Annotated in this window: 10 protein-coding genes; 5 read left to right on the forward strand and 5 right to left on the reverse strand. The window is 46.4% G+C overall.

Annotated elements, in window-relative coordinates; translation table 11 throughout:
• Window positions 1-44: 44 nt before the first annotated feature.
• Both FSU_RS00680 and FSU_RS00685 read right to left on the reverse strand, forming a co-directional pair.
• Entirely contained in the window at window positions 45-728 is a 684-nt protein-coding gene (locus FSU_RS00680) for an N-formylglutamate amidohydrolase (RefSeq protein ID WP_015732444.1), read from the reverse strand.
• Complete coding sequence (locus FSU_RS00685) at window positions 728-1423, reverse strand: hypothetical protein (RefSeq protein ID WP_015732445.1); 696 nt, start codon at window positions 1421-1423, stop codon at window positions 728-730. The genes FSU_RS00680 and FSU_RS00685 overlap by 1 nt, the downstream gene beginning before the upstream one ends.
• Window positions 1424-1746: 323 nt before the next feature.
• Between FSU_RS00685 and FSU_RS00690 the strand changes: the two genes are divergently transcribed.
• Window positions 1747-2343 carry an FISUMP domain-containing protein gene (locus FSU_RS00690; protein WP_014544992.1) on the forward strand — a complete coding sequence of 199 codons (597 nt, stop codon included), beginning with the start codon at window positions 1747-1749 and terminating at the stop codon, window positions 2341-2343.
• A 2-nt stretch (window positions 2344-2345) separates the two neighbouring features.
• A complete protein-coding gene (locus FSU_RS00695) occupies window positions 2346-2942 on the forward strand; it encodes a hypothetical protein (RefSeq protein WP_014544993.1) in 597 nt (198 codons plus the stop codon).
• Window positions 2943-3017: 75 nt separating this feature from the next.
• Here FSU_RS00695 and FSU_RS00700 read toward each other — a convergent pair whose 3' ends face one another.
• Window positions 3018-4832: a glycoside hydrolase family 43 protein gene (locus FSU_RS00700; RefSeq protein ID WP_014544994.1), complete on the reverse strand. Its 1815-nt coding sequence runs from the start codon at window positions 4830-4832 to the stop codon at window positions 3018-3020.
• A gap of 170 nt (window positions 4833-5002) precedes the next feature.
• On the opposite strand from FSU_RS00700, the gene FSU_RS00705 reads away from it, so the two are divergent.
• Together FSU_RS00705 and FSU_RS00710 are read left to right on the forward strand one after the other, a co-directional pair.
• Window positions 5003-6088 carry an HD-GYP domain-containing protein gene (locus FSU_RS00705; RefSeq protein ID WP_014544995.1) on the forward strand — a complete coding sequence of 362 codons (1086 nt, stop codon included), beginning with the start codon at window positions 5003-5005 and terminating at the stop codon, window positions 6086-6088.
• Window positions 6085-10074: a hybrid sensor histidine kinase/response regulator gene (locus tag FSU_RS00710; RefSeq protein WP_014544996.1), complete on the forward strand. Its 3990-nt coding sequence runs from the start codon at window positions 6085-6087 to the stop codon at window positions 10072-10074. Before FSU_RS00705 ends, FSU_RS00710 begins: the two co-directional genes overlap by 4 nt.
• On the opposite strand, the gene FSU_RS00715 is transcribed toward FSU_RS00710, so the two are convergent.
• Window positions 10052-10291 carry a zinc-ribbon domain-containing protein gene (locus tag FSU_RS00715; protein WP_014544997.1) on the reverse strand — a complete coding sequence of 80 codons (240 nt, stop codon included), beginning with the start codon at window positions 10289-10291 and terminating at the stop codon, window positions 10052-10054. The genes FSU_RS00710 and FSU_RS00715 overlap by 23 nt on opposite strands.
• Before the next feature lie 278 nt (window positions 10292-10569).
• Between FSU_RS00715 and FSU_RS00720 the strand changes: the two genes are divergently transcribed.
• Window positions 10570-11304 carry a hypothetical protein gene (locus tag FSU_RS00720; RefSeq protein ID WP_015732447.1) on the forward strand — a complete coding sequence of 245 codons (735 nt, stop codon included), beginning with the start codon at window positions 10570-10572 and terminating at the stop codon, window positions 11302-11304.
• Between the two features lie 162 nt (window positions 11305-11466).
• On the opposite strand, the gene FSU_RS00725 is transcribed toward FSU_RS00720, so the two are convergent.
• Window positions 11467-12465 carry a class II fructose-bisphosphate aldolase gene (locus FSU_RS00725; protein ID WP_014544999.1) on the reverse strand — a complete coding sequence of 333 codons (999 nt, stop codon included), beginning with the start codon at window positions 12463-12465 and terminating at the stop codon, window positions 11467-11469.
• Between the last annotated feature and the right edge of the window lie 28 nt (window positions 12466-12493).

Genomic DNA, 12493 nt, shown 5'->3' on the forward strand with positions numbered 1-12493 from the left:
TAAATAAGATTACCCAAAACGGACAACCAATTTTTGAAAAAAGTTTAAAAATTAAGCAGCTTTTGGTTAATCTCGATTTCAAGTCCCGCGTAGCTTGGGCCGAATTTTTGGCGAAGCGTGGTCGTAAGGCCATCGGACTTGCCCAAATACGGGTAATTCTTGCGGATTTTAAGCCACGGGGCGCGTTCGTGGATGTTCTGGATGAGCGTTTGCGCAATTTTTACTTCGGCAGGTCGGCTCGGGTCATAGAGAATCCCGACATCGGCATCGCGCTCGATACCATTTAATATAGGCGTAAAGCTATGAATACCGAGGTGGATGACCTTGAGCGGCGCTTCCTTAGGTGCATTTTTCTCATTTTTGCGCGCTCTCGCAGGAATTTCACTCGCGACAAAGTTTTCAATTTTCTCACGGTATTTTTCCCAAAGACTCATCATGTGCGATTTTACAGAGCTTGGTAATCCGACGGTGTACTCCGAAAAGAACGTCTTGTTGGTCGCACTGCGGTTCATGTCGACCACGAGTCTCGAGAACCGACTAGAGCAATGGAAGTCGGGCTTTAATCGTTTTACAAGATTTGAAAATACTTTATATGCACCAATGTCGTAAGCGCGGTGGGAGGCGAGAACGTCATCGGGAATCTTGGAATCGCGGAGAGCGCGCAGGACGAAATCCGGCACAGCGTTGCTCGCATGTTCGCAGGTAATCATCAGTGCCGGAGCTTTCATTACTTTTTCTCCACAACCAGGATGTTTCCATCGTACGTCATGACACCCAGCAAAATGCTGTGAATCAGACGGAACTTGTCAACTTTATAATAAGGACCGTTTGCCATCGGGTTTGTACAATCCGGGTCTGCAACCATGAACTGCTTCTTTTCATCGAGTCCGTAAAGCACTACGAAATGCCCCATCGGCTCGCCGTGGATATCGTCAAAGACGGACTGGTCTTTTTCGTTTGTGTATTCGCGGGGAGAACGGTAAAGGTATGTGGCACTGAGGCCGCAAAGCACCGGAATGCCTCGCTTGAAATAGCTTTCGAACATGCTTGCGCGGAGGTCTGCCGTAGCGACGGTTCCGCCAAGGTCAATGAATCGGATATAGGCGTCAATTGCCTTTTTGAGCTTGGGGGCGTGCTTTGCTTTGTGCAAAGCGACCAGCTTTTCGCGGAGCTCGGGCATCTTGAGTTTGCTCCACGTCGGGTCAAAAATCTTGAGATTGTAAGAATAAATAGTAGCCTTGAAACCACGCTTGAGCGCGTCAATGCCAAGGAAAACGCCTAGCGTGCCACCTTCTTCCAAAAATTCAATTTCGGAAATGAGCTTTTTAAGGGGAATGTTATAGCCAAGATAAGAGTAAACAGCGTGTAGGCTAGTCGGTCCGCACGTAACATCGTCTGGCTGAGGGAGTATTTTCAAATCCATCGAGTGCCTCGTTATTAACCGTGGCGGTTTGATCATCAAATCGTCAATTCGCACGCAAATATACAAAAATTTTGTAGGGCTTACCGCCCAAAGCCCTTTTGAAAAAAGTTAAAAAAGAATATTATGCGGGCGGGGCCCCAGCTCGGAGTTGACGCCGACGGCGTCAGCGGCTTCACTCGGTCATGTTCGCCAGCAAGCTGTCGCCCGCGACTCTCGTTTTGCACGCTACTGCGAAGGAATAGCCTTGGCTGACGCTATTTCTTGTTACGAGATTTTTTGATTAGTGTATTAGTTTAATGTAATTAGTTATCTTTTTTATTAGTATGAGAGATTTTTTAGGGGCTTTCGTTTCAGTCTTTTTTGCAATCGCGTTTTGGGCGTGTTCGGATTCTTCGGTGGGCGCTGCGGACGAGGATTCTCGCGCAGGCATTTTCGTTGACGCTCGCGATTCGCAAAGCTACAAGACCATTGAAATAGGTGGCCAAGTCTGGATGGCTCAAAACTTGAATTATTTTGATGCTTCGGACTCGCTTTACAAAAGAACGTCTTGCTATAACGACAGCGCAGAGTATTGCGAAAAGCAGGGGAGACTTTACGCCTGGAATGTAGCGATGGTCGCTTGCCCGGAAGGTTGGAAAATCCCATCAAAATCTGATTTTGATAGCTTGATTGAAGCTGTAGGCGGTTTTGATTTTGCCGCCGATTCCTTGATGGCGCTGGAATTTATTTCGGAAATCGGTGGCGGTTACCATTTCTTGGAGTACTATAATTATTTTGACGAATACGCCTACTTTTGGACAACCGATGAGGTCCGTGCAAATTACGCCCGCACTGTAATGCTCGAAAAAGACTGCTCTAGCGTATCGTACGATGAAACTTACGAAGAATTTGCCCTCTCCGTCAGATGTGTGAGGAAATAAAAATGCGATTTTGGCTATTTACTTGTCCTGATGATTTTGCTGCAGAACATGACGATATCGAAGAAATGTTTCGCCGTGGTTTAACCCGTTTGATTCTCGATAAGCGTGGGCGAGGAGGGAATGCTCGTGCGACTTTCAACGATTACGACCGTTGGCTGCTAGGTCTCCCGATGGAATTGCGCGACCGCATCTGGGTGCGTGGAACGCCTGACATGGCTGAAGAGCTTGATGTTCGCGGTTGCGTCTGCGATGCAAAAAGTTTCATGGGCGAGGTCCCTGAAAGCTGGAAACGCATCAACTGTGTCGCCCTTTGCAAAAACGCGGAAGAAGCCGAAAAGCTCCCGGAATGGGTGGCAGGCGCTCTCGTTGGCCCGATTATGCAACCGCTTTCGGCGATTGAACCTGTTGAAACGCTTGGAACTTCTTTAAGCATAAATGCAAAAGCCTCCCTCATTTTATGGGGAGGCGTCGATACGGATACGATTGACGATTTCAAGAAGTTGTCGTCCGCTGGCGTCGCTTCGCTCGGTGGCGTCTGGAATTACGCCGACCCCGTGAATGCTTTTATAAAGCTTAATAGATTGGTCAATAGCATTTAGTCAATGGTCTTTGGTTTCTGTTAGGCGACTCTGCCGTGATTCTTTAACTAATGACTAATAACCAGTGACTAACGACTATTTTACTACGAACATTCCGTTGCGCGGCTTGCCAGAAAGTCTGTTGCCGAGCAAATCGAAATAAATGGGGTTGCGGTTCAAACGTAAATCCTTGCGGCTTTCGCGCGTTCCGCGATTACCAATGCTTACCGGAGGCTGTTCTTCATACGGGTGATCCGGATCATCTACGACAATCTTGATTTTAGCAACGCTCTTGCAGCCTGTTTCGTTTGTGTACGTCACTGTGTAATAGCCGCTCTTGGTGCCGTCCAGATTCTTAAGCGTGTTTTCGCGAGTGGTAGATTTGAATCCGTCTGGACCTTCCCAGCTCCAAATTTTGCCATCCCACGGGTGCGGGCCAAGTTGCACTGTTGCGCCCTTGGCGACATTCAAATCGGTTGTTTCTTTCCAACCGTCATCGCCAACTTTTACGTACGGGATAATCTTTGTCGGGCTGCATGGCCCCACGACTTTCTTGCCATCGCAGACGCCAATCGAATCCGGAATTTCAATCACCTTTGGCTCGAAATCTGGCGTGGGGAAAACTTTCATGAGTGCTGCTGTTTCTTGTGCGGTAATCGGGAGGATTGTGCCATGACGTGGCGTGAATGCGCCGCTTGTCTTGGTGTTCTGCACGAATTTGAATGTATTGAGGTCCGAGCTAGACGTGAACTGGTAATGCCCATTCACGTAGCAGTCGTACATCAAGACCCAGGAATTTTGGTTGATGAGCTTGAACACTCCTGCACCTTCGACCGCTTCGGTTGTTTGCTGCAAAGCGCCGCTTCTGTTGTACCACGTTGGCCCCTTAGTCCCATTTTCGGAGGTGAGAGTCCTTGCCTGCACCTTGCAGATGCCGCCATCGCCTTCGTTCTTGTAAAATGCGTGATAAAGCTTGTCTATAGGATTATAGACAATATCCATATCAATGGTCGATTTGCCGCGGTCAAAGAAATGAATCGGGTCGCCTTCGAGGTCGGTAAAGTCTTCGTTGGCGTAGTTGAAAAACACCTTGTCGTAAGGAATCGTCCCGTCATTTGTCAACAGCGAGTAATAAACGAGTGGCCTGCCTTTGCTCCCGTCCTTGTTCACATAATTTGCGTCCCAGATGGTTTCGGGAGCCCACACGCGGGTGACGTTTGCAAAGTTTTTTCCTTTGTACTTGTCCGGGAAATGCACTGTACTGTGCTTCCAGTTGATGAGGTCGCGGGACTTCATCAGCACCATGCCACGGTTACTAGCCCATCCTTCGGCGCTCTTCATGTCGGTATTGACCATGTAGAACCAGCCATCAGGCGCACGTAGCACATGCGGATCACGGAGGCCTTTTTTGATACTCACGGAGTCGGCGGCCACGACGCGCTTGCCGTTATTCATCGGGGTGAAGTTGTATCCGTCGTTACTGAGGGCGTAATAGATGTTTTCGTTGTCGTTGGCTGGAAAATATGCAAAGAGGTAGTTGGAGTATGGTTCAAATCCGTGGATGGAAACCTTGTTCTTTACAACTTGTTTTTTATCGCTCAAATAGTCTTGCACGGTCGCCGTGAGCGTGACTTCTTTGTTTTCGCCGACAAAACGACCATTAATGTGTCCATCATGGGTGAGGAACAGCGTATCGCTGCTTTCCCAGGTGATTGCAAAGGATTCCCCGCCCAACTTTATCGTGTCGGGGAGGGTAAGATCATTATAAAGGTCGTTGATTATGTTGCCAAGGGCCACGCTATCGACTGCCCGATAGAACGGAGTGATATCGACAATTTCATCGGCTTGAACTGTGCTAGCCAGAAATGCGCTAGTAAAGAGTACTTTGGTCCATCCCAAACGATTTTTCATAAAAACTCCAAATTTATACTCCTAATATACTTTCTGCTATGACGAAAATCACTAAATCATGGTGTGGAACCTTTGAGAAATAATCCATAGAGAAAAATAAGACTATTTTATGTTCTATGGTGTAATAAAATGAGTTGTAATATTTAGATTATTTAACGTATATTATGAATATGGATCGCACTCGTTTAAAAATTTTAGTTGTTGATGATACCAAGACGAATATTGACGTGTTGGAGGGGATTCTATCGAACGATTACGACGTTTGTGTTGCACTTAATGGGAAAAAAGCTATTGAGCTCACCGAAAAGATCCGCCCGGACTTGATTTTGCTTGATGTGATGATGCCGGAAATGGATGGTTACGAGACATTGAGGATCATGCGCGAGAAGAATATCCTTCAGGGTATTCCTGTGATTTTCTTGACGGCCAAGGCTGATAGCAAGAGCGAACAGATTGGATTAGATCTCGGTGCTGTTGATTATATCACTAAGCCGTTCAACCCAGCACTCGTGACGCTCCGCATCAAGAACCAGCTCCAGCTAAAGCTCCAGCGCGACCACTTGCACGATCTTGTCGATGAAAAGACGGCGGACCTCCGCAGGACGCTTAAGGTCATGCTTACGAGTCTTGGTTCGCTTGCCGAATACCGTGATCCCGAAACGGGGGAGCACATCAAGCGTACGCAGATTATTGTTCAGCGCCTTGCAGAAGAGCTTCGTAAGAATTCAAAGTTCACCGAAACGATTACACCGGAATACATTGAAAATTTGGCGACTGCCGCCCCGCTCCATGATATAGGCAAGGTTGGCATTCACGACCGTATCTTGCGCAAGCCGGGAACGCTCACGCAAGACGAACGTGAAATCATGATGCAGCACCCGCAGATGGGTTACGATGTTTTGCAGGAAGCGACCAAGGAACTTCATGATAGCCCGATGGTGCGTATAGCTGCAGAAATGGCTCTCGGTCACCATGAACATTGGAACGGTGACGGTTACCCAAACCACAAGAAACACGACGATATTCCGATTGGAGCCCGCATCATGGCGGTTGCCGATGTTTACGATGCCCTTGTCTCGAAACGCCCGTATAAAGAACCATACCCGCATGAGGTCGCTGTCAAAGAAATTGTCAAGGGCCGTGGGACGCAGTTTGACCCCGACGTTGTCGATGCGTTCCTCGCCATAGCAGACCAATTGCCCGAAATTTACGAACGGTTCAAAGACACTTCTTCTTCTGAGGAATGTAAGGATTGACACCAAGTCCTATAAATGAAAAAAAGCGCCACCTCAGCTGGCGCATTTCGCTCGTTTATACCATACCGATGCTTGTCTTTACCATCGTGTTGGTGGTCGTGTTCTCGAACTTTTTAAAATCCACTTTAATTACCTCTTCGTATAGTTCTTCAGAATCCAAATTCCAGGACAAGACCGTTCAGGACTTGGAACTTTTTTTTGAAAAATTTGAAAAGCAGTTTAAACCGCTTCCGCAGATTCTTCAGCATACGAAAGAATCGGAAATTAAGAAAGCTTTAAAAAAGCAACAGCAGTCATCTTCGTATATAGTCGATGTCTATTACGGCAATAGAAATGGCAAATATATTTCAGCCAGCGACTTTAAGCTTGATGAAGGCAAAAAGGAATTCCGTACAAAGACTTGGTATCTAGAAGCTTCGAGGCGCAAAGGGCTTGCTATTACAGGGCCGGAAATCAACGAAAAGGCGAAAAAACGCGTTCTCACTTATTCTTATCCGTTGTGGGATAAAAGTCGGAACTTTATGGGGGCCGTCGCTGAAGATATCGACTTGCAGAAAGTCCGCCAGCTGATGGGTGATTTTGCGAAAGCCGAAGGCGGAATTACAATGCTGGTTGGTTCTGAGAACGATAGCCTTTTCACGTATTTCCCGTATGAGACGAGCCTCCATAAGATTGTTGTAGATACGGTTGCAGGACTTTTGCACTTGGTGCAGGACGACATCCAGTTTGATAACCTGTCTCTTGAAAATGTAACGCGTTTTGAAAAGACCGATGTTGAAAATCGCAAGCTGATATTTTTGGTGATGCCTCTGAAGAATGCCCCGTTTTATGCGGTTCACGTGATTCAGAAGAATAAAGTAGTTGCAAAAGTCCAGGAAAATCTGAATGCGATTATTTTGGTCGTCTCGCTTATTGTTGCGGCACTGATATTCCTTACGTGGCTTATTGTGCGGTTCCTTTTCAAGTTCTTTATTCAAAAAGACTTGAATGAAAGCGTCAGTTCCAGTACGATGTTTGAAACACTTTTGGGGAGCGATAACTTTAGAATCATCCTGACGAACGACACGTTTGATATTCTCCATGCCAGCGCCTACATTGCGGAGTTCTTTAACAATGGCAATGACATTCGTGGAGAAATCCTTTGGAAGTTTTTCCATTCGGAACAGTTTAAAAAGTTTGTCTACAAAGTCTCGAAGGGCGGCGAAATGCACGCCAGCGAACGCCAGATTATTATTCCAGTTCGTAGCTGTACAGGTGAAGATGCCTGGTGGAAAGTAATCTTCCAGTTCCTCGTTGAAGACGATGGTTCCATCCGTTATTTGTTCCTCATTTCCGATGAAACGAGTGGCATCCAGAAGGATACGATTCTCGACACCATCATGCTTTCTGCGGGTAATTCAATTCTCGTGATTTTTGACAAGAATCGCAAAGTCAAGTACATGTCCAAGCAATTGACGGATTACCTTGTTGTGGACTGGAAAGATGTGATGGGGCAACCTCTTGAGAACATGCCTAAATGCGGCATGCCCGAAGATGTTGTTGTAGCTCTTAAAAAGACTTTTGACGAGCAGGGCGTCTGGAAAGATACGTTCATGCTCCAGACGCTCAATACGCATACTGATACGTGGTTCCGTGGTGAAGCTTGCACACTCAAGGTTCAGGAATCCGTTGTCGGTTATATGCTCTCAATGATTGATATTTCGGAAGTTGTTGCAGCCCGAGAAATTGCAGAACATGCAACACAGGCAAAGAGCGAATTTTTGGCGAACATGAGCCATGAAATCCGCACACCGATGAATGCCATTATCGGCATGGCCCACCTGATTCAAGAGACAAAACTAGACGAACGCCAACTCGGATTTATCGAACGCATTAGCCATGCAGCAACATCTTTGCTCGGCATTATAAACAACATTCTTGATTTCTCGAAAATTGAAGCCAACAAGCAAGACCTTGAAATCACGCAGCTTGTGCTGCAAGATATCATTGGCGAAGTGGCTGCCCTTGCCGAAGTGCGTATTGCAGGTCGTCCGATTGAGTTGATTGTTGATATCGACCCTGAAATTCCGGAAGTCTTGATGGGTGACCCGTTACGTCTTTCGCAGATTTTCACAAACCTCATCAACAATGCGACCAAGTTTACGGAAAGTGGTAGCATAACGCTTCAGATTAAGCAAGAACAGGTTATTGGAAACAACATAAAACTTTCGTTTAGCGTCATTGATACGGGTATTGGCATGACCACCGATCAGCTACACCACTTGTTCAATGCGTTTACGCAGGCTGACGGTTCCATTACGCGTAAGTATGGTGGCACCGGACTGGGGCTTGTGATTTCCAAGTCTCTCGTGGAACTTATGGGTGGCGAGCTTCAGGTGGAAAGCGAGTATGGCAAGGGTTCGAAGTTTTTCTTCACGATTACGCTTGCGATGGCGCCACAGTCGACCGTACCGAAATGGAAGTCTGTTTCAACATTCCGCAACAAGAATGTTTTGCTCGTGGATGATTGCGAACGCTTACGTAGTGTCTTGAGGCATTATTTGACAAAGCTGCGCTGCGTTGTTGAAGAGGCTGCTTCTGTGGACGAAGCGCTTGACTTGATACAGGCGCACGAAGAAGCGGGGGAGACTCCGTACGATCTCTTTATTGTCGATTACCAGATGCCGCTGATGAATGGCTTTGACTTTGTGCAAGGCCTCCCTGCCAATATGAGAAAAATTCCAAAAATTCTCATGCACCCCATCCACTTTGATGAACATAATTACCACCTGGCAACCGAAATCGGTTTCAACAGTTGCGTCGCAAAGCCTCTGCAAATCAGTTCCCTGCTTAGCGCCATGCAGGAAGCGGTTGATGAAAAACTGACATATCAAAAGGCTCCTAAGCCCGAAAAGAATAAGATATTCTTCAAAGAAGCGAAAATTCTCCTTGTCGAAGACAACGAGATGAACCAGGAATTGGCTGTATCGCTTTTAAACAGTGTCGGTTTAGCAACGATGGTTGCGCCCAACGGGAAAAAGGCTCTTGAGTTACTTAAAATCAATGCATTTGATTTAGTGTTAATGGATATCCAAATGCCTGTGATGAACGGTCTTGATGCCACAAGGGCAATCCGCAACCGCTCCGATGAGTATTTCAAGAATGTTCCGATCATCGCCATGAGTGCCAAAGCATTCCAAAAAGACCGCGACGATTGCCTCAAAGCTGGGATGAACTCTTATATCGCCAAGCCTATTGATCCGATGATGCTTTATGCCGAACTTGCAAAGTATTTGCCGGTTGCCGATAAAATGCCGATAGCACCAAGCGAAAATGAGCCTGCAACAACACCGTCAAATGCCGATGACAGCATTGTTGCCATGTTCCAAAAAGTCCGCAATTTTGATGCTGCTGCAGGACTTTACCATGCAAATGACAACAAGAATTTGTACTTCAAGATTATACAAGGTTTTGTTCGTGACTATAGCGGTGAAGCGGTTAATCTTAAAAAAGCGTTTGAAAGTGCAGATTTTGATGAATCAACTCGCATTGTCCATACGATAAAGGGACTTTGTGGAACGATAGGTTCATACCACGTGCAGACGCTTGGCGTGATGCTTGAAAATTCACTCCTTAAGAAGGAACTGAATCATAGCGAATTCCATGCATTTGAAAGTGCGCTTGAAGACCTTATGGATGACCTTAAGATTGTCATGCAAAACATTGCATCGGAACAGTCAAACGCCTCTGTAATCATCAAGCATGTGGATCCTGAAGCGATAAGTAAGCTCACTCATGCAGTTGAAGAACTCAAGCCTGCTGTGGAATCTTGTTCGCTTACGGCCTGCAAGCGAATTCTCGATACACTCGATAAAATCATGTTCTCGCAGGAACAGGAAACAATTTTGCAGAAATTGCATAATCAGATTGACGATTATGACTTTACTGCAGCAGAAGCAAGTCTCAAGAGCTTGGAAGAAACGCTTAAAGAACCATCGCTGCCATAAACGCAAGCACGATAATCACCACAGCGACAATCGTAAGCGGGCTTGTCTTTTTCTTCTTTTCGCCAAATTCATTTTCGACGATTTCTTCGTAGTCGGGCGTTTCGAGGTCGCTGTATTCAGCGCCTTCTTTCCAGCTGGTGTTCTTGTCGCTCCCGCAGTGGGGGCAGAAGGTTGCGCCTTGTTTCAATTCGGCGCCGCAATGAGGACAATGGGTCATGAGCGATGAGGTCGGCGCAGAGCGCCTTTGAGGTATGAGTTTTGACTAGAGAAATGTAGTAAAAAGTCGTTAGTGGTTGGTATACATCAAATGCGAGTCCACAAGTGGCCTCACGCTTGATTTCCTTGCATGTCATTCTGACAACCGAAGGGCGGAAGAATCCAGTTAAGGTCTTTAGTTTTTATATATTGCTTTATATGAATCGTTTCCTATCTGTTCTATTGCTTTTATTTTTGACATCTTGTTCGACAAAGCTTGCTGTAGTAGACGAGGGCTCGATGCAGGCATATATGCCAACACCCAATAAAGGACTTGGATTTTTTATAGATAAAGATACCGTTGTAAATCGAGTTCAAATGGGAATTCGTACCTATGACAAGGAAACGATGAATTTGTCTGGTTTGTCGAATGAAGCGAATTTTCTCGAAAATGGTTCTCCCAAATATGAATATGCAGCAGATATTCGTTATAGGCTAATTCGTTTCCCGATTACGCTAACCGTAGAAAATTTCGAAAAAATAAACTCATACTTGTTTAAATTTGGTGCTGGCTTGGATCCTTATCCTTATGTCGATGTTGCTTTTGCTCATTTGCAACGTTTTTTTGAATTCGGCATAGCTGTTAATGTTGGTATTGCATATGAAAAGGAATCTTTGAAGGGAAGCTATATAAAAAAAGAAAATACATTTGTTGGAAATTTAGGCGATGTGAACGATGGTTCGTGGGAACATGAATGGAAAATCACAGGAGCTTTGGAAGGTTATCTAAATGTTTTCCCATTGAAAAATCTGGCACTGACTTATTCGTTCACATATTTTTATCCACGGTTATTCGATAATGTGGATGGACATTCGGTGTCTTTTGATTTCCCGCCGATTCTCATGAACTATCTAGGAGCCTCTTACTTATTTGCCGAACATTATCAAGTTTCTGCAGGCACAATCTTGTATTTAGATTCTCGCCTAAAACAAAAGTTTTGGCATGTCGAAACATCTATTGGCTACTTGTTCTAGATAAAAAACACCTCGGAAAAATCCGAGGTGTTTTTAAGCTTTTTGCTTGTCGCAAATTAAAGACTACCGTGAGCAACAAAGCCCTCAGTATTAACCGAGGGCGTTTGCGAGAGTGAGCGCCACTCACATATTTCTATGTGATTCTAGGCGCGAACGGTCTCATTAGAGCTTGTCGTTGGAGCCGAGCACATCCACGATCTTGTGCATGTACATCTTCTTCATGTTTTCACGAGCCGGCTTGAGGTACTGGCGCGGGTCGAAGTGTTCCGGATGTTCGTCGAAATACTTACGGATAGCGGCAGTCATAGCGAGACGGCTGTCAGAGTCGATGTTGATCTTGCAGACAGCAGAGCGAGAAGCTTCGCGGAGCTGTTCTTCCGGAATACCAACTGCATCCGGGAGCTTACCGCCGTGAGCGTTGATCGTATCAACTTCGTCCTGCGGGACAGAAGAAGAACCGTGGAGAACGATCGGGAAGCCCGGGAGCTTCTGTTCGATGGCGTGGAGCACGTCGAATGCCAGAGGAGGCGGAACGAGCTTGCCCTGAGCGTTACGAGTGCACTGTTCCGGCTTGAACTTGTATGCACCGTGAGAAGTACCGATGGAGATAGCGAGGGAGTCGCAGCCCGTACGGGTAGCGAAGTCGATCACTTCTTCCGGCTTCGTGTAGTGAGAAACTTCAGAAGCAACTTCGTCTTCAACACCGGCGAGAACACCGAGTTCAGCTTCGACGGTAACGTCGTGAGCGTGAGCGTATTCAACAACCTTCTTGGTGAGGGCGATGTTGTCTTCGTACGGAAGAGCAGAACCGTCGATCATCACGGAAGAGAAACCGTTGTCGATGCAGTCCTTGCAGAGTTCGAAAGAGTCACCGTGGTCGAGGTGGAGCACGATCTGCGGATTTGCGCAGCCGAGTTCCTTGGCGTATTCAACAGCACCCTGAGCCATGTAGCGGAGGATGGTGCCGTTAGCGTAGTTACGAGCACCCTTAGAGACCTGCATGATCACCGGAGACTTGGTTTCAACGGCGGCCTGCACGATAGCCTGCATCTGTTCCATGGTGTTGAAGTTGAAAGCCGGGATAGCATAGCCACCCTTAACTGCCTTAGCAAACATTTCCTTGGTGTTAACCAAGCCGAGTTCCTTGTAAGAAACTGCCATTTGTTTTACCTCTTGTTTTTGATTGGCG

Source organism: Fibrobacter succinogenes subsp. succinogenes S85, assembly GCF_000146505.1.
GTDB classification, from domain to species: domain Bacteria; phylum Fibrobacterota; class Fibrobacteria; order Fibrobacterales; family Fibrobacteraceae; genus Fibrobacter; species Fibrobacter succinogenes.

What these genes read in the sequence shown, in the direction of transcription:
- FSU_RS00680 (WP_015732444.1), bottom strand. Translation starts at nt 728, where the DNA reads ATGAAAGCTCCGGCACTGATGATTACCTGCGAACATGCGAGCAACGCT.
- FSU_RS00685 (WP_015732445.1), bottom strand. Translation starts at nt 1,423, where the DNA reads ATGGATTTGAAAATACTCCCTCAGCCAGACGATGTTACGTGCGGACCG.
- FSU_RS00690 (WP_014544992.1), top strand. Translation starts at nt 1,747, where the DNA reads ATGAGAGATTTTTTAGGGGCTTTCGTTTCAGTCTTTTTTGCAATCGCG.
- FSU_RS00695 (WP_014544993.1), top strand. Translation starts at nt 2,346, where the DNA reads ATGCGATTTTGGCTATTTACTTGTCCTGATGATTTTGCTGCAGAACAT.
- FSU_RS00700 (WP_014544994.1), bottom strand. Translation starts at nt 4,832, where the DNA reads ATGAAAAATCGTTTGGGATGGACCAAAGTACTCTTTACTAGCGCATTT.
- FSU_RS00705 (WP_014544995.1), top strand. Translation starts at nt 5,003, where the DNA reads ATGGATCGCACTCGTTTAAAAATTTTAGTTGTTGATGATACCAAGACG.
- FSU_RS00715 (WP_014544997.1), bottom strand. Translation starts at nt 10,291, where the DNA reads ATGACCCATTGTCCTCATTGCGGCGCCGAATTGAAACAAGGCGCAACC.
- FSU_RS00720 (WP_015732447.1), top strand. Translation starts at nt 10,570, where the DNA reads ATGCAGGCATATATGCCAACACCCAATAAAGGACTTGGATTTTTTATA.
- FSU_RS00725 (WP_014544999.1), bottom strand. Translation starts at nt 12,465, where the DNA reads ATGGCAGTTTCTTACAAGGAACTCGGCTTGGTTAACACCAAGGAAATG.